Source organism: Paenibacillus senegalensis JC66 (assembly GCF_000285515.1).
Taxonomy (GTDB): domain Bacteria; phylum Bacillota; class Bacilli; order Paenibacillales; family NBRC-103111; genus Paenibacillus_L; species Paenibacillus_L senegalensis.
In genome coordinates this window covers 527,056-545,139 of record NZ_HE610958.1, presented here as the reverse complement: position 1 = coordinate 545,139, position 18,084 = coordinate 527,056, and the positions used below count along the sequence as shown (strand labels likewise).

Annotated in this window: 11 protein-coding genes; 9 read left to right on the top strand and 2 right to left on the bottom strand. The window is 48.2% G+C overall.

Going from position 1 to position 18,084, the window contains the following annotated elements; translation table 11 throughout:
- The first annotated feature begins 315 nt into the window (after positions 1–315).
- On the top strand, positions 316–834 hold the full coding sequence (locus tag PSHG_RS10870; protein WP_010272696.1) for a hypothetical protein: 519 nt from the start codon (positions 316–318) through the stop codon (positions 832–834).
- On the opposite strand, the gene PSHG_RS30510 is transcribed toward PSHG_RS10870, so the two are convergent.
- Positions 774–1,082 carry a hypothetical protein gene (locus PSHG_RS30510; RefSeq protein WP_010272695.1) on the bottom strand — a complete coding sequence of 103 codons (309 nt, stop codon included), beginning with the start codon at positions 1,080–1,082 and terminating at the stop codon, positions 774–776. The two genes, PSHG_RS10870 and PSHG_RS30510, sit on opposite strands and share 61 nt — an antisense overlap.
- A gap of 1,106 nt (positions 1,083–2,188) precedes the next feature.
- Here PSHG_RS30510 and PSHG_RS10860 point away from each other — a divergent pair.
- The 8 genes from PSHG_RS10860 (at position 2,189) to PSHG_RS10825 (ending at position 12,591) form a co-directional block, all read left to right on the top strand.
- A complete protein-coding gene (locus tag PSHG_RS10860; protein ID WP_010272694.1) occupies positions 2,189–3,139 on the top strand; it encodes a sugar kinase in 951 nt (316 codons plus the stop codon).
- A gap of 180 nt (positions 3,140–3,319) precedes the next feature.
- Positions 3,320–3,982, top strand: coding sequence for a bifunctional 2-keto-4-hydroxyglutarate aldolase/2-keto-3-deoxy-6-phosphogluconate aldolase (locus PSHG_RS10855; protein ID WP_010272693.1), 663 nt, complete (start codon positions 3,320–3,322; stop codon positions 3,980–3,982).
- 140 nt (positions 3,983–4,122) lie between these two features.
- Positions 4,123–5,841, top strand: coding sequence for a sensor histidine kinase (locus tag PSHG_RS10850; protein WP_010272692.1), 1,719 nt, complete (start codon positions 4,123–4,125; stop codon positions 5,839–5,841).
- 2 nt (positions 5,842–5,843) lie between these two features.
- A complete protein-coding gene (locus tag PSHG_RS10845; RefSeq protein WP_010272691.1) occupies positions 5,844–7,496 on the top strand; it encodes a response regulator transcription factor in 1,653 nt (550 codons plus the stop codon).
- Between the two features lie 313 nt (positions 7,497–7,809).
- Entirely contained in the window at positions 7,810–9,207 is a 1,398-nt protein-coding gene (locus PSHG_RS10840) for an ABC transporter substrate-binding protein (RefSeq protein WP_010272689.1), read from the top strand.
- The gene (locus PSHG_RS10835; RefSeq protein ID WP_010272688.1) at positions 9,173–10,078 is read left to right on the top strand and encodes a carbohydrate ABC transporter permease; all 906 of its coding nucleotides are present in this window, start codon (positions 9,173–9,175) and stop codon (positions 10,076–10,078) included. Before PSHG_RS10840 ends, PSHG_RS10835 begins: the two co-directional genes overlap by 35 nt.
- A 231-nt stretch (positions 10,079–10,309) precedes the next feature.
- Positions 10,310–11,119, top strand: coding sequence for a carbohydrate ABC transporter permease (locus tag PSHG_RS10830; protein ID WP_235782051.1), 810 nt, complete (start codon positions 10,310–10,312; stop codon positions 11,117–11,119).
- Positions 11,120–11,217: 98 nt separating this feature from the next.
- Positions 11,218–12,591: an extracellular solute-binding protein gene (locus PSHG_RS10825; protein WP_010272686.1), complete on the top strand. Its 1,374-nt coding sequence runs from the start codon at positions 11,218–11,220 to the stop codon at positions 12,589–12,591.
- Positions 12,592–13,143: 552 nt separating this feature from the next.
- Here the strand turns inward: PSHG_RS10825 and PSHG_RS10815 are convergent.
- Entirely contained in the window at positions 13,144–17,685 is a 4,542-nt protein-coding gene (locus PSHG_RS10815) for a glutamate synthase-related protein (RefSeq protein WP_010272685.1), read from the bottom strand.
- Positions 17,686–18,084: the final 399 nt, after the last annotated feature.

Here is an 18,084-nt window from a genome sequence, read left to right as displayed (position 1 = left end):
AGTTATATTGTACACTAGAGGAACGCTCCGGGATATGCTCGCTTCAAGGCGTTTCTTGACCTGCTCATCGGCAACAGATTACTATTAGAAGAAAAAAGCGGCAAAGGGCCAAGGATCCGCTTTACCGCAAATACCGGGTTATTCATCTTCGAAAGGGCTTCGATAGAAGCTTTTCTTACCACATCAGAAAGTGTAAGATTTCGATCTCCGAAAGCATGCTTTCTGATTGGCATGAAAAGTTACCGCAAATACCGGGTTATTCATCTTCGAAAGGGCTTCGTTTGAAGCTTTTCATATTCGGGAGGCAGTTGTGAATTGAATTCGACGGATAGAAGTTTTGTAATAGAGGCCGTGATGCTAGCGGCTTATGGTGAACTGCTTGTACCGAGCAGGGAGGTTACTTATTTTGTTCCCTACTCCAGCATCGGAGAGCTGTATGAGCTGTTGGAATGCGGAGACCCGATAATGCCCGATGAGGACGATGATGCGTATGTCAAAGAAAGGATCAAGGAGTTTATTGCTTTTTTGGAAGAGCCTTTCAATGCCAAAAAGCTGGAGCGGGCACTTGCTATGCCCTGGCGGCAAAGTCCTCCGCTGCTGCTTAACGACAAGACAAGGCTTGTTGTTGTATCGGCCATGGATAATGGGGAATACGGGGAAAATTTCGATCCTATAGAAACAGAGCTGCTGCTCTTGAGCTTGCGGAATCATACTCCGTTGTTAACGGATCAGTTCGAACTGATAGAAAAAGTTATCGAAGCGGCAATTCCCGTTCAGGTAGTCGATTTGGAGGACTTTGAATTTGCGCTTGAAGAAGGGCTGCCCGATCTATAGTCATCCTCTATCCATTGGGCCTGAGCTTGTCCATCTGACTCTTCCTGTTCATCGGAGTATCGGTGCATCACCGGCTTCACCTGGGGAAAGAACGAGGAGAAATCCTCGAACTCCTGATCGCTAACCTGCTCATGGCGTCCGGTAAACAGAAATAGCAGGGAGCCGGATAGGCAGGCAAGTACGACGACTACAGCGATTTGCCATACGGGATCGATAGTTGTCAGAAAGGCTGTCAGAACGTCCATCATCCGAGTTCACCTCTTGTTCCCAGTTAAAAGGGTTTAGTTTTGTTGTACCCTATTTTTCCACAATTTAAACGAAAAAAGCTTGTATGTCCCGGCCTTTGCAGCAAAATAGCTTATTGTCTCGGGCTTGTCTCAGTCTACACAGCGAAAAAGCTTGTACGTCCCGAAGCGCCCCGGCCTTTACGGCGAAAAAGCTGGCACGCCCAGTCTTTAATGAGTATGAACAGCAGCGTTCCGGTACTATGTACTGGTATACACAGTGGCTTTCCTCTATAATGAAACTATAGTTTGAACTAATCATTATTATTTATAAGCCGTGTAATAACTCACCCGTGCCTCCGAAGCAATTTTTCTTTATGAAAACAGTCATGCCATGATTTCTCAGGCACAACTCCAGCATATAAATAGCCGAGGTTGGCGAGGCTCGTTGAGGCTCGCGAGGTTTGCGGGGTTCGCAAGGTTCGCGGGCTTGTTGCCTGCGCTTTGTACGAAATGTCGTACAAATTCATGGGGTTGAAGTGCGAATACCGGAAATTTGTATGAAACGTCGTACAAATTAGGAGATTGAAGAGCGATTACCTAAAATTTGTATGACAAATCGTACAAATGCATGGTATTGGAGTGCGATTGCCCGAGATTTGTATGACAAATCGTACAAACGCTGGGGTTTAAGCTTTAAGGAGCTGCCGCCAGTGTTTTAAACGAAATATCGTACAATCCTCCAAATCATGTTATCGAGGTGCGTATTACCCGAGAGTGCTCATCATGCGGGGCGTATTATTTTCACAGAAAACTCGAATTTATGCTGCTGGCGCTTTTTTCGAAAAGGGTGGTAGAAATCGCATCGGACTGCAGCGGGCAGCAAACGGCTTACGGCCTGCTGGTCACTTCCGTGTTCGCTGCCGCTGCCTCGATGAATAGATAGTTTTATCCATGTCCGTTGCAGATTTAACGAAGACGGTTTGTTTGTCCGAATGGTCAATCCATAAACATTAAGTCCATAAACATTCGGTGCATACACATTGAGTCCATAAGCATTCAGCATAAGCATTCAGCCCATTAACGATTTGACCGCTATTTGTGAAGGATCACATGAGGAGGATAAGAGAATGAAACAACCGGAAGTGGTTACATTTGGCGAGACTATGGCACTTATGCTGCCAATGGGAGCTAAGGGCATCGAGCATTCTCCGCATCTGGAAACATCTTTTGGGGGAGCAGAAAGCAATGTGGCGATTGGGCTTGCGAGACTGGGGCATCAAGCAGGGTGGTTTGGGCGTTTAGGCAATGATCCTTTAGGGCGCATGATTTTGAAAAAAATCCGTGGCGAAGGGGTTGATGTCTCCCGCGCTGTTCTCTCCGATGATGCTCCTACAGGGTTAATGTTCAGAGAAGTCATTTCCGGTAAGAGCTCGGTCTATTATTACCGCCAACAATCGGCAGCGAGCCGTATGGAGCCGTCCCACATCGACCGCGATTATATAGCTCAGGCGTCGATTTTGCATGTGACTGGAATTACTCCTGCTTTAAGCGAGACGTGCAAGCAAGCGATAGCATCGGCAATGGCTACAGCGAGACAGCATGGAGTTAAAATATGCTTTGACCCTAATCTCCGGCTAAAGCTGTGGAACGTTGATGAGGCGAGAAGCGTGCTGCTCGCTTTGGCTGAAGAAGCGGATTATTTTCTCCCGGGCCTGGATGAGCTGAAGCTGCTGTACCGCACTGAGGAATTTGATGAGATCATAAGTCGCCTTGCTCAGCTAAGAGCCGTGTCAATAGTAAAGGGCGGGGAAGACGAGACGTATATTGTGGAGCAGGGAGAGGTTCGTTCGGTCCCCTATTTCAAAGCGGAGCAGGTTGTGGACACGGTAGGTGCGGGTGACGGCTTTTGTGCCGGGTTCATCAGCGGCATTCTGCGGGAATATTCCTTGGACGAAGCGGTCCGCCTAGGCAATCTGATCGGTTCTCTCGTTGTGCAGGCAGAGGGAGACTGGGAGGGAATCCCTACATGGAGCCAGGTCGAAGCAATTTTAACCAATCAGAAACATATTGAACGGTGAGACGGCTGCCAGTAACCATAATGAGAAGACATGAATAAGTCAAGGAATGTTTTGTAAAGAATACTGAAGATTAAATACCAAGCTTGAACGGGCAGCAGATACGAAGGAAGATTGAATGCCAATAGTGCAGTAAGCTTACAATAAAATCCAAAAAAATTTATAAGAAAAGAAGTTGAGAATATGAAAAAATTGCAAATCACCCAGAAGCTTATGGAAGAAGGCGTTGTCGCCGTTTTACGCGGAGATTCACCAGAGGAAGTTGTAGAGATGGCTGAACAGGCTATTTCAGGAGGGATTAAAGTCATTGAAGTGACCATGACCGTTCCTTTTGCCCTGAAGGCGATTGAACAGCTGGCCAAAACCTACTCGGCTACCGCATCGGACCCGTCGAAATTCGCTGTCATCGGTGTGGGTACCGTGCTTGACCCGGAAACAGCCCGTGCAGCTATCCTGTCAGGTGCCGAATTCGTAGTTGGACCATCGTTATATGCACCAACAGTCACCTTGTGCAACCGGTACCGGGTTCCGGTGCTGCCGGGAGTTATGACCATTCAGGAAATTCAAAGCGCCTTAGAGCTTGGCGTGGACATCGTGAAGCTGTTCCCGGGGAACTTGTTCTCACCGTCTATGATTAAAGCGATTAAAGGGCCAATGCCGCAGGCAAATCTGATGCCGACCGGAGGAGTTTCCCTGGACAATCTGGCCGATTGGATCAAAGCAGGAGCGGTTGCGGTCGGAATAGGCTCGGACTTAACTTCCGAAGCAGTCAAAACCGGGGATTACAGTCTAGTCGCCCGCAAGGCGGAACAATACAAACAAGCTTATCTGGCTGCCAAAGGTTAGCACATCAGCCCAAACCTCCAAATAAAGACCACACCCGGTTGTCTTTTGGAGGTTTTCATGTTTTAATTGCTGAAAAGTCAGTCTTACCCTGTAATACTTGGTAAGACCGACTCCCTTTTCACGGGAGGTGCCCATAGTCTTTGCGAAAACGTATCCTGCCCAGCCGTAATATTTTGCTGCGATTAGCCCTATATCTGTTCTTGATGAACATCGTCATTCTCGTTGTCAGCACCATGTTTGTGTATCAGTATACAGCTAACAGCATTAAGAATAACACCGCCTATTACGCCAAGGATTATGTCCGCTCCATGAACAATGAATTGAACATGTATCTCAAAGAAATCGACTTCATGACTATGAGCTTATTTTTTCTTGAAGAGGATATGTTTACGCTGCTTAATGACCCTTTAAAAAGAATCGAGATGCGGGCATATTTTGACAGCTTCAAATACAGCAGAGATTTCATTAATGACATTTTTCTCATCAATAAATACGGAGAAGTGGGCGGTACCTCTTCAGCTTATAAAGACCGGCTGCTGGTTTCTGATATTTATCAGATCATTGAGCAGAGCGATGGCGAGCTGGTAGTTTCTCCTATGGGTTACCCCGAGTTTGTCATGAATACCGAGAAGGCTGAGGAAGAGGTGCTGTTTCTCGGCAGAAAGATCAAGTCGCCGCAAACGAACTCAATCGAAGGCGTTGTAATTGTAACCGTTTACGCTGACCGCATTTACCAAATTATTGATAAACAGGACAAACAATATGACGAAATGATTCTGCTGCTGGACCGGAACGCCCGGTTAATTAACCCGGTAGCTTCTCCGCAGCAGGAGGTTATCGACAGGCTGACGGGGATGTCCTTCCAAGACAATACCGAGAGACTGATAGAGGACGGTTATCTATATCTGTCCGTAGCTGAAGAGGAAGGCGCGCTGTCCCCGCTGCAGATCGTTGGTCTGATTCCGGAGCCGGCGCTGCTGAAGGAAGCGGCTTCCCTGCGAAATCAGCTGGCGCTCATCGTTGTCGTTTTGTTGCTTATATCGATGACCTTATCCTTGGGGCTTGCTTATAACTTTGTCAAACCGATTTTGCAGCTGGCTCTGTATATGAAGAAAATGAATCAGGACCAGCTGGCTCCTTACAAAAGCAGGGAAATGAAGGATGAGATTGGCTTCCTCATTCGCAGCTTTAACCAAATGGTGAGCAGGCTCCAGGCTTCCTTCGATCACATTGAACAGGAAAGAGACAAGCAGAAAAAGGCGGAGCTCCGGGCGCTGCAAGCGCAAATTAACCCGCATTTTATTTATAATACGCTGAACAATGTCCGCTGGCTGGTCAAAGTGGGAAGAACAGAGCCGGTTTTTGAGATGATAACATCTATGAATGAAGTTCTGGTGGGGGCTTTCCGCCTGGATGACCCGATTATTTCGATTGCCGAAGAGATAGGCTACTTGCAGCAGTACGTGAAGATCCAGGCTATGGCTCATCCGGATCAGTTTGAAGTAATCTATGATCTGGACGATAACGTCAAGGAAGGCGAAATCGCGAGAATGAGTCTGCAGCCGATTATGGAAAATGCTATATTACATGGTATACTGCCTAAACGCAAGAAAGGAACGATTCGAGTGAGAGGCCGCGAGGCCGAGGACCACTTGATCATTGAAGTAGAGGATAACGGAGTAGGATCCGTGTCCCATCCTGTTCCCCGGCCGGGGAGGGAGAGAGTAGGAATCATAAATGTCGATAAACGGATTCAGCTATATTTTGGTGCTGACTACGGTGTCCGCTGGAAGAGTGAACCGGGGGTAGGAACTATTGTGAAGGTGATCTTGCCTAAATCCAAAAGGAGGAGTCAGTAATCATGCTCACGCTGGTAATCGTAGATGATGAACCTATTGTCCGCCACGGTATCAAGCATTCAGTTAATTGGGAACAGCTTAACATCGGCAGAGTAGAGGAGGCGGCTGACGGCAGTGAAGTGCTCGAGAATTTGAATCATTGGCGGCCGGATATTATTATTACTGACATTATCATGCCTGTCATTGATGGAATTGATCTGATCAAAGAGGTCAGCAGGAGAAGCCCGGAATGCAAGTTTATTGTACTCAGCTGCGCAAACGAATTTGAATATGTCAGAGAGGCACTGCTGCTGGGGGCTACCGATTATTTGCTTAAAATGACCATCAGACCTGAGGATTTGGTGAAGTCGGTCAGCAAGGTTACCAAAGAAATAACCAGCTCGGCTCAGCTTGCGAAAAAAGTGGGAACGGTGCTGCCGGATGATCATTATAAAGTGGAAAATTTTTTTCGTGACATCCTCACTTACAAATATACTGTTCCACAGATCATGGAAATTGCCCGAATGTACCGGTTTCATTCTTCCTTTCAGTCCTATTTCGTAGTCGTAATGAGGGTAAATATGGTCGAAGCCCAGCACCGGTTTGAACCGGAAGGAAGCAGGCTGGTCGCCTTTTCTATCATAAATCTGCTGCAGGAGCATTTCACAACCGTACCTCAGAAGGAAGCTATTGATTTTTTCAAGGTAGAGCATGATGAATATGTATTTATTATGGACCTGCTACAGCATGAGTCCCGGTATGCATTTGAACAGCGGGTAGAGAGCAGCTTGCAGGAGCTGGGCAAGCTTATACTCCGGGTGCTCAAGGTGGATGTCTGCTTTGGCATCAGTCCGGTTTGCGGCCGCTGCGAACAGCTTCTTACCGGATATAGACACGCGCATATGGCTTCGCAGCTTCAATGGTTCCACCCGGAGCGGCAAGTTTTCCATCACCGGGAGCTGGCTGCTTACAGGGCAGGAGAAGTGCCGAGCGAGAGGGAATCTTTAGCATGGATAGATACGGAATTCCGCGAGCGGATTGCCAATACGCTCAGCTTTGGCGATATGGAAGAGGCGATGGCGCTTATTGGACAATTTTTTGATTGGCTGGCAGAGCGCCAATACTCCGGAAAAACAGCCAAGTTGTGTGTGGACAAAATGATCTCCCTGATTCATGTATCTGCTATGGAAGTGAACAGTCATTTGAAAGCGGCGGGAGAAAAAGCAGTTGATCCCTTCGGTGAGGAACCGTTCAATTTGTACTGGAACATGGAAAAAACGAAGCTGCGCATCCAGAGCTATTGCCGGCAGCTTATCAAGCAAAAAAGCCAGCTGGCCGGAAGCAGCGGCAAACGCCTGGTCAGTCAAATCGAGAAATATTTAAACCAGCATTATGCAAGCAAAATTTCCTTGGAGCAGGTAGCTACTGATTTTCATGTCAACAAAAATTACCTCTGCCATCTGTTTAAAGAAACGACCGGACTTACCTTCACCCACTATTTAAACAGCCTAAGAATTGAAAAAGCCAAGCAGCTCCTGCTTCACTCATCGGATACGCTTTCGGATATCTCGGATAAGGTTGGCTACAGTGATTTTCGATACTTTAGCAGGGTGTTCAAAAGGGTAACACAAATGAGCCCTACCCGATTCAAGTCCGAGCATACAGCTCGGCATTAAACTTGCAAATAGTCAATGCCGACATGGCAGGAAAAATTAGCCGAATCCGCAGGAGGAGGCTTATTTTTGTTCCGGTTAGAGCAGCAAAATCTTAATTTTGTCCACTTTAGTCTGAGCTTTTTCCACCTCCAAGGGGGAGAAATATGAAGTTATTCCAATATTGACGGGAAATCTCCGAATAAACTGAAAATTGTGCAAACAATACTGAGTCCGTGTCATGGGTATGCTCCGATTGGAAAGCTATAATGGGCATATCCATTTCATGGTTGCTTAAGGGCATCATTGGAAAGGGGGATCTGCACTGAGAAAAGCGGTGGAACTTAGACTATCTTCTTTATTGCTGCTGCTTAGCTTGTTGTTCCTGATTGTCTGCTTATCTCAGTTTTGCAAAGGGACAGTGCCTAATTCCATGTCCCAGGAAACAGATCAAGAACAGTATGAGGTAGAAGGAGGGATCACCTTTTGGTCATGGAAATACACCATGAAGTCAATTGAATCCGAATTGGAAGGCTTTCAAGGAGCTTATCCCGGCATTTCTGTAAACACGGTTTTGCTGTCGCATGATGACGCTTACAAAAAGTTTTTGCTAGCGAATGCGGCCAATCAGGGAGCCCCGGATGTTGCTACCTTGTCAGGCTATTATATTGGCCAGTACATTGAAACGAATGCGCTGGAGGATTTAACTGAGCTGATTGCCCCTTACCGTGACCGGATTGTAGATTCCAAATGGCCGGATGCGATCAAGGACGGGCGGATATACGCGATGCCTTGGGATTCCGGCCCTGTAGCTCTTTTTTATCGAAGAGATGTGTTTGAGCAAGCGGGTTTTCCCTCGGACCCGGAGTCAGTGTCCGAGCTGGTAAGCACCTGGGATAAGTATGTTGAGGTGGGTAAGCAGATTAAGGCACGCACAGGAGTTGCTATGCACACGATGGCTCTGGATTCCGCAGTTGGGATGACGAGGATCCTGGAGCATATGATGGCACAGCAGGGAACGCTTTATGTCGATAATGAAGGCAAAATTGCGATTAATGGTCCTGAAGCCTTGCGGGCGCTGAAATTGCTTATCGAATTGAAACGGGAAAACCTGCTGCTGGACGCCGAGGTCGGGTCGGAGCCTTGGCAGCAGGCGATGAATGAAGGCAAGGTTGCGACAACCCTGGATCCAGTCTGGATGGGAGGCACCTTGAGGGATATTGCCAAGGACAGTGAGGGGCTGTGGGGAGTTGTCAAAATGCCTGCATGGGTAGAAGGCGGTCCAAGAGCTGCAGAAGGAGGGGGCTCTTACTTCGGAATCTCCAAGCAGTCGACAAACAAGGAAGCGGCTTGGGCTTTCATCGAGTATATGCTGGGCAATGCCGATACAGTTAACCGGATCCACCGGGTAGCCGACGTGTTTCCTTCGTTAAAGGAGGCATATGAGAATCCTATGTATGATGAGCCCCAACCGTTTTTTGCAGGTCAAGTAACCGGCCGGTTGTTTGTGGAATTAAGTAAAGAGTCTGAACCCGTCTATTTCTCCAACGATTTCAAAGTGGCCCGCGAAATAGCGGTATTGGAGATGTACAAAGCTATGAAGGGTTATATCACTCCGGAAGCGGCTCTGCGTGAGATGGAACGGAAAATGCAGGAAAAGACGAAGCGCGAGATCAGATCAAAGGAGGGATCATGGCCGCATGAAGACACGCAAACGATGGTTGACGCGCAATGATTTGGTAGGTTATTTGTTCAGTGCTCCGCTGTTAATCGGTATTTTTGTTTTTGCCATTTACCCGATGATCGCCGCGCTGTATATGAGCTTTCAACAGATCAGCTCCAATGCGATGTCAGGTCAATGGGTGGGCTGGAGCAACTATCGGTACGTGCTTTCAGACAACTTGTTCTGGCAAGCGCTTTATAACACCTTTTATATGGGCATTCTTTCAGTACTGTTGGGCATTGGCCTATCTTTCATATTGGCCAGTCTAATTAATGGATTGAAATGGGAGCTGGCCAAAAATGTGTTCAAGGGCATTTATTTTTTGCCGAATGTCGTATCTGCCGTTGCTACTACATTGCTCTTTTCCTTTCTATTTTTCCCCGGCAGGGAAGGACTGCTCAACTATGTTCTTGGACTCGTCAATATTGAACCGATTGGCTGGTTTACAGATCCCAGCTACGCCAGGTTCAGTATCGTGATGATGAGCTTATGGGGAGCTTTAGGCTATAATACAATCATTTTCCTGGCCGGATTACAGAGCGTGCCGCGGGACTTGTACGAAGCTGCGGAAGTAGATGGCGCGAACTGGCTGCATCGCTGGTATTATATTACGATACCCTATCTAAAGCCGATTCTGTTCTTCATGCTGATTATGGGGACTATCGGCGGCATGAAGAGGTTTACAGATGTTTGGCTAATCGGAGGTACTGCCGGAAATCCGGGAGGAAGTCTGATGACAGCAGTACTTTATATTTACCGCAACGCGTTTCTCGCTTCCCAGATGGGCCTGGCTACAGCGGCGTCCTATCTTCTATTTATGATCATCTTGGTGCTGACCATGTTCTTACTCGCTATGAACCGAAGATCGGGCTCGGTGGACTAATATTCCAATCAGTATGTTTCGTTAAATTTGCGATTTATACCTGCATATTTGAATTTAATAACCGCTATATTGAAATCGCTTACTTTTGGCTCCGGTTTTGCTGTAGCCTGATGCGAAAATTAACTCAAGGGGTGATGCTCTTTGTCACAAGCTAATCCGCTGCAGCCTATCCCCGCGCCCGTAGGCACACCTCCAGCGGGAGCAAGCAAAAAGCCGCGCTCTGCCGGACAAATCCTATTATTCCTGATCTTGTTCCTAGGCTCGTTCGTTATGGTCATTCCCTTTCTGTGGATGCTGCTTACCAGCTTTGACTGGGGGGCAAGACTGAACATTAAGTTTCCGCCCAGATTGTGGCCGGAAATTCCTTCAACGAGGCCTTATGAGGCGGCTTTTACTAATATCCCGATGATGCGTTACATCTTCAATTCCATCGTAGTCAGCGGAGGGGTTATTCTGGTCAGCGCTTTGTCGGCTCTATTGTCCGGCTACGCCTTGTCCAAGATTCGGTTCAAAGGCGCCAATATCGTGCTATTGCTGGCTCTCAGCACGATGATGATCCCTTTTGAAATGACGATGATCCCGCAATACCTGCTGTTTAGCAAAATGGGCCTGATCGATACGTATTGGGCGTTTTATTTTCCAGCGCTTAATTATGCCTTTGGCACGTTTCTGGCGAAGGCCTTCATCGACCAGCTGCCATCCACCCTGCGTGAGGCAGGGGTCATTGACGGGGCAAAGGAATCAACCGTGTTCTGGAAAATTTATTTTCCGCTTTGCACGCCCATTATTGCCACCATGATTATTCTGTTATTCCTGGGAGTATGGAATGACATGCTGTGGCCGCTGCTGGCCCTGAAGAGTGCGGATAAGTACACTATCCAAATAGGCTTGGCTATGTTCACCTACAATAATGGAGTCAACCAACTGCCTGCTATTATTATGGCGGCTACAACGGTCAGTCTTATTCCAGTCGTAGCGGTATATTTGTTCCTGCAGCGCTACATTATCGAAAGCATCGCTTTAACTGGAATCAAGCAGTAAACGGGCTGCTAGTTCCGGCTTCATGGAATGTTGAATCCGGCCGGACGCAACCGCAGATAAGCGGATTCTATCATGTATATCAGGAAAGGGGTATCTTTATGAAAAAGCTTGCTTTGCTAATGCTTTCCTTGTTGACCGTGTTTGTTGCTGCGTGCTCCTCCGCTCCCGGTTCAGGCGAAAGTACAGGAGAAGTAGAGATGGTATCGGATATTTCCGGCAAGGTCCGGGTTGCTTTGGCCGGGTGGGAGCTGGAGGATGGGATTGATCCATTAACCGGGAACCGGACGACAGGGCTGAATACTTTTTTGAAGAATACATTTGAGAAAATGTATCCCAACATCGAGCTGGAAATTTATCAAATTCCTTGGGAAAATGTAAAAGCCAAGCAAACGGCGATGTTAATGTCCAACGATGTGGATATTATGTATACCGGTGGTGCCTTCGCATCCCAGTGGTACCAGGAAGGCCTGCTGAGGGATCTGGATGATTTGATTGAGGGCGATCCCGATTTTGACCCTAGTATATATCTGGAGGGAATATGGAATAATTCCTACAGTACCAAGTCACCGGATGGGGAGCACCAATTTGGAATCCCGACGGTATTAGGAAGAAGAATGATTATTATGGATACTCAATTGTTCGAGCAATGGGGAGTGGAAAGGCTGTCCGAGAATCCGACTCCGGAAGAAGTACTGGAAAAAGCAAAGAGCATGCATGGCACGAATCCGGTTACGGGAGAGCAGAATTATGGCTTGTATTGGAGCGGCAACGCTTTAAATGGCTCTACCTTTGTAGCGCTGACACTTGCTTTCAATGCCCCGGGAGCAGAGGGAACGCTATCTGACCTTAAGTCGATTAAATGGAAGCTGAACAGCCCGGAGATGGTCAAAGTGATGGAATGGCTTAAAGAAGCGGCTGTTCTGCCCCCTCCAGGATTCGTCAATGCTCAGGGAGCGGAAAACTTCGGTTTGGAAAATAACCAGATTGCTATCGGCATAGACCAAACAGGCGGCTCAACGATGAGTGAATTTAGAGCCAATGAGGACCAGGAACTGCTTAATCGCTTTGAGCCTGTTATGAACTTGGGGCCGAATGGAGAAGGCTGGGTAGCCGTTGACCCGTTTGTCATGGCCAAAAATGTTGAGGATGTGGAAGCAGCCTGGATTGCTATGAAATTTTTATCCGGTTATGAGACTCAAAAGCATCTTTACATCAACTTCTCTAACACGCCGACTTTGTCTAATGCGGACTTCGTTTTGGAGCAGGATAAATTTATTAAGAAGGCTCTGGAAATAGCCGAGGTCGGGCATTCCGAGCTGATGGATGAAGCAAATCCGTTCTTCATGAGCGATATTGTTCCGGCGGTTAATGGCTTTATTAGCCGTGCTGCGACAGGCAATGCCCCAGACATCCAAAGCTTCCTGGATGATTTGCAAAAAAGGGCGGAGAATTGGTCAGCTAATCTGCGATAGCAGGCAGGCTCCATTTTCAAGAAGAGCATCCCCAAAAATAACGTAGAAATGTTCCACGATGATGCAAAGAATCATGAGCCGTCCTCCAGGCAGAGCATATCTGCGTTGGCTGGACGGCTTTTTCTGCTATTATTCGAGATTTGCAAACGTGTTTGCGTACAAAGCAGGGCTTTAAGCTATTAAGGAGCTGCAATAATCCCTAGACGAAATGTCGTACAAGTTATGTGATTAAGGTACGATTACCCGAGATTGCTCAGACAGGATTCATGTTGAGTTTGGGATTGTGGCGTTGGCCCACAACCTACTGAAAGCAGCAGGCATCCGCCTCGCTGCTTACAAAAACAAAATGACAAAAAAAGTTGGACGGAAAACATTATGATATGTTTTTCCGCCCAACTTTTATTTTGGGGACTTTCTGGACAGCCCCACTTTTGTGGTAGTTAATGACGCTATATATCATTCCGTGAACTCTGTAGCTTATCCAACATCGCCTTGAGGTCTAGGTTGATTTGAATTGTCGAAGGTCTGTTCCCAAAAGGCTATATTACTGGGTTACTCGGTAGCTACCGATTGGTCAGCTTGCAGCTGTACCGGAGCGATTCTTACGAAGTTTGCAGTCAGATTGGACAGAAGGCGGTCAATCGCCGCAGCTGCCTCGGACTGTCCGGAGTCTGCAAGCTCTTGCCGGTAAATACCGAGAAGCTCGTTCAGGTCGGCAATGGCTTTCTCATCGAGAGCTTCGATGCTGACTTTAGCACCTTTAGCAATACGGCGCTGAATAGCAGCTTCGTCCAAGCCCATCTCCGGGATAATACGCTGATAAATAACGCCCCCGGTCATACCCGCACAGATCCAAGGTCCTGGATCGCCAAGAACAACAGCACGGCCGTTAGTCATGTATTCAAAGGCAAAGCCCTTCAAATTAGCGCGGCTGGCGATCGTACCCAGTTCATCCTGCAGCGGTTGAGTGATTTCTCCGCCAAATACGACATCGGCACCGGAGAAACGAATACATGCGCGGGTGTCGGCGTTTCCTTGGACGAGGAACAACCCTTTTTGCGCTCCGTACCCAAAGGATTTACCTACTGAGCCATTGATGAATGTTTTGTGCTTGTTCTGTGCTTTGAGAATGGCAATCTTACCGCCATTAGCCATTTTACCGACACCATCCTCGGCTCCGCCGAATACCGTAATGTCTACACCGCGAGCGTTAAAGGCGGCCAGACCATTACCGGGAACGGATCCGTCAACCAGCTGAAGCTTCACTCCAGGCAGGCTGTCATGGCTGCCGTCCAGATGGCCGCGAACGCGGTGACTGGAGTAACGGCTTCCGATAATACGGGTTTCAGCCGAAACGCGGGACCAGGTTCTTTCCACCGGAGCGTCGAAGGACAGGGAATCCGGGAAGAAATCCTGAGTCTCAGCCCCGGCAGCCAGGCGGATATCCGAAGAAGGCACGCTGGACACTGCTGCTTCCTGGGCTCCTTGCTCTGCGGAGATGAACTGGATAGGAGCCGGACGAAGCAGGTCGGACAGATCCATCCGGTCATGCTGAGCAACTTGATGCAGAAGGTCCGATCGGCCTACCAGGTCTTGTGCGCTCTTGAAGCCGAGTTTGCCTACGATTTCACGGATCTCGTTGCCCATGCTGCTGAATAAGCGAACAAGGGAGTCAACCGCTACATCGTATTCACGAGGCACGAAACGGCGCAAGCCTTTCTCTTCTGCCTCTTCCATAGAATCGATCTGGGTTGCGATACCGACATGACAAGTGTCGAGATGACAGCCGCGGCAAGCTGTACAACCGATGGCCTGCATGGACAGTGTACCGAATCCGCAGCGGTTTGCGCCAAGCATCATCATTTTGACAACGTCGGCACCGGATTTCATACCGCCATCCGACCAAAGCTCAACGTTATGGCGCAAGCCTGCTTCGATCAATGCAACATGCGCAAGCTTGGTGCCGATTTCCGTCGGCAGACCGACATGAGTCAAGGAGTGGACCCTGGCGGCACCTGTGCCTCCATCGAAGCCGGAGAGCGTAATCACATCGGCGCCTGCTTTGGCGATCCCGACGGAGATGGTTCCGATATTCGGAACAACCGGAACTTTGACGATAATTTTTGCTTTTCTGCCACTTGCTTCTTTAAGCTCGGAAATGATTTGCGCTAGATCCTCGATCGAATAAATATCATGATTGTTCGAAGGAGAAATCAAGTCAGAACCAATAGTTGCATTACGGGCAGCGGCGATTTTGGCTGTAACCTTCGTACCCGGAAGATGACCGCCCTCGCCAGGCTTAGCCCCTTGACCGATCTTGATTTCCAGGAACGCCACAGAGTTGGCCAGCTCAACGTTGATTCCGAAGCGGCCGGAAGCTACTTGGGCACCCCGTGTTCTTTTATACTTGCCGAGCATGTCTTTAATTTCTCCGCCCTCGCCGTTCATCGTTACCATGTTCAGGCGTTCCCCGGCTTCCGCATAAGCACGGAAAGCAATTTCATTTTGGGAACCAAACGACATGGAGGAGATCAGCATCGGCAGATCATGATCGCCAACGGAAATGTCAACCTGGGCAGGATCCAATTGCTTGCGTCCTTCCAGCGCCTTCTCATAATTAAAGTCGGCAACATGGCGGATCGAAATTGGGTTCTTCTGTTCCTCTTCACGAAGCTTGTCACGGTAATCCTCGTATGGAGAAGTACCGGAAGCTGCTTCCACGAGCGCTTTCCACATTCTTGCGAAGAAGTGGAAATTGCGGCCCGCTTTCGCTTTCGGATCCGCGAAGCTTTCGTAACGTGCTTCCGCATCCTGCTCCAGCCGGGCAAAGCCTGTTCCCGCTTGTTCGCTGCCCAGGTAGCTGACGATATCCAGAACTTCAGCGATCTCCGGCTTCAGTCCGATAGCGGAGAAGAAGCGGGTATATCCGCGCAGTTCATGAGTTCCAATCGTGGAGATGACTTTCTCCATTCCTTTAGTCAGGGCAGAATGAACTTTCACTACCGATTCTGCACCGGATTTGTTTGCCGCTGTGGCAAATAGCAGGTAAGGAGAGATGACATCTGCGCCAAGACCGCAGGCGACAATAATGTCATGCAGGTTCCGTATACCGGCAGAGCGCAGAACGATGGAGGTACGGCGGCGAAGATTGTCGCCATCGCCCAGCTTTACGTTGCGCAGAGCAATATCGATTGCGGACACGGCCAAATGAGGATCCAGCCACAAGCGATCCTCGGTGTGCACTCCTTCGTCATCCAGTACGAGGAGCTGGGCACCGTTTTCTACCGCTTTAACGGCTTGCTCAGCCAGCTGCTGCAAACTTTCACGAAGCGAGCTGCCGCGTTTATAGTATAAAGGCAGCACAGCAACCGCTTGTGTTCCTTGAGTTTGGAAAAAGCCAAGCAGTTGTTCATAAGAAGGCTGTTGAAGATCTTTTTCACTATTCAGACCATAAGAGCCTTCTACTACAAGCGGAGTCAGCAGCTCTATGCTGAGCTTGCTCACCGATTGGCCATAGATTGCCGGACGAGGACCGACAACGACACGGGTAGAGAAATGCTCGGTTTCGCGGTCGCGGTCAATGGCCGGGTTGGTAACGACAGCGACGCTTTCCTTAATGAAATCAGGAATGTTCTGTCTTTCCCAGTGAATGCTTGCCAGTGGTCCGTCATGGCCCAAAGAACGGATAGGCTCTGCACCTGTTGTAGACATTGATTCTATCATTTGAATGCCTTGGCGATCCCAGCCAAAAGCGCTGTACATATTATCGCTGGCCGTTACGCGATCCGCTGCTTCCGCTTCGATTCCAACCGATTCATAGGACAAATGCTTGCGGTAACCGCTGAAATCAACTTTTTTCTTTGCGCGCTCAAGCACTTGCTCTTGAATAGCATGGTAAGGGATAACTTGAATGTGTTCGCCTGGAGTCAGCACTACCCCAACTTTTTCGCCAGGAGCGATCGGTTTTGGCTCTGCTTCCATTTCTTCTACGGTGACCACACCTTGCTCCGATGAGAAGTAGAGAGATTGCTCGGTTTCTACCATCCATACCGGGCGCAAGCCAAGCGCATCGACACTGAAGACGCATTCGTTGCCGTAACGGGATACGATACCGGCAGGCCCTTGAGCGTAATGCCCCCAAATTTGGCGATAATAAACGTATAAATCCTGAAGCTCTGGACGATAGTGCTTCATTTCATTAATGATCGGCGGGAAGATAAGCTCCATAGCTTCAAACAGGCTCATTCCGTGACGATGAATAAAGTGCTCGATCGTCCGGTTCATATCTTGGGAGTCACTTCCGCCGTCCACTAGAGAAACGCCGACCATCTCAGCTTCATAGCGCAGCTTCTTGACGGTGTTGATTTCCCCGTTATGGCCGAGCAAGGAAAACGGCTGAACACGGAAAAAGTTTGACAAGGTATTTGTCGAGTAGCGGTTATGTCCGATTGTTACCTGAGCGGCGAACAGAGGATCACGGGTATCATTAAAATACTTGGGGAGAATGCTTGCGGCACCCATAACTTTATATGCTGCAGTGGTGTTGCTCAGCGTAGCTACGTGTACGTGGTATTGCTCTTCAATCGCAATATGCAGGTTATACAAATGGTCGGCTGTGTTGACGCCTTCTTTCTCGCACAAGGCGGCAATTTGCCAGAAGGTTGGCTCATCATTCAGTCCGTTTGGTCCAAGCACACTGTTGTCGACTTCATTCTCTTTCTCCAACAGAATGGATACGCCGTGCTCTTCGAATAATCTTCGGATGCCCTGCTGAATTTCGGTTACGGAAATGTCCAGCTTGCGCGGCACGAAAATATGGCCTATAGAAAATTGCTCGCGATCCGCAAGAGCCTCGTCCAGTCCGGCATCACTTAAGCGTTTCTTCCACAGTGCTTTCGGAATGTCGGTCAGGATTCCGCAGCCGTCTCCTTCACCGTGGATAAAACCCGAACGATGCTCCATCTTGACCAGTGCATCAATCGTTTTTTGAATGTTTTGTGAAGACGGGTTTCCATCCTTCTCAATGACGCAAACGATACCACAGCTGTCATGTTCGACTTCTAGCAAATTTTGAAATCGACTTTCATTAATCATAGCTCTATTCATTGCTTTGGGTCAGAAATCTGACCGTCACCTCCTGTTAAGAAATGTGTATAAAAATTCAATTTAATGTATAGCATTCCTCTTCAAACGAAGGGGCCCTGCCTTGAAGAGACGCTGAAACATTGCTAGGAAATCGGGACGAGGAAGGTGTCCCAAAAGGTGAGGATACTACGTGGTGCAGTCGAAACTTTATCGATAATTAGCGTTAATAAAGAATAACACGATTTTGTTAATCAGACAATAGTGAACATTTTGGATAGCCTGATGTAAGCGCTCTTTTTTTAAAGATATGTATAAAAGTTGAATAATATTTTTTATAGCTGTTATTAATGTAACTTTGCTGTAAGGGATATCCAACAGGGAGGATTGTCTTGGTCGGGTGACGGAAGG

Coding starts and splice junctions, on each gene's coding strand:
- PSHG_RS10815 (WP_010272685.1), bottom strand. CDS start 17,685: ATGATTAATGAAAGTCGATTTCAAAATTTGCTAGAAGTCGAACATGAC.
- PSHG_RS10855 (WP_010272693.1), top strand. CDS start 3,320: ATGAAAAAATTGCAAATCACCCAGAAGCTTATGGAAGAAGGCGTTGTC.
- PSHG_RS10860 (WP_010272694.1), top strand. CDS start 2,189: ATGAAACAACCGGAAGTGGTTACATTTGGCGAGACTATGGCACTTATG.
- PSHG_RS10825 (WP_010272686.1), top strand. CDS start 11,218: ATGAAAAAGCTTGCTTTGCTAATGCTTTCCTTGTTGACCGTGTTTGTT.
- PSHG_RS30510 (WP_010272695.1), bottom strand. CDS start 1,082: ATGATGGACGTTCTGACAGCCTTTCTGACAACTATCGATCCCGTATGG.
- PSHG_RS10835 (WP_010272688.1), top strand. CDS start 9,173: ATGAAGACACGCAAACGATGGTTGACGCGCAATGATTTGGTAGGTTAT.
- PSHG_RS10845 (WP_010272691.1), top strand. CDS start 5,844: ATGCTCACGCTGGTAATCGTAGATGATGAACCTATTGTCCGCCACGGT.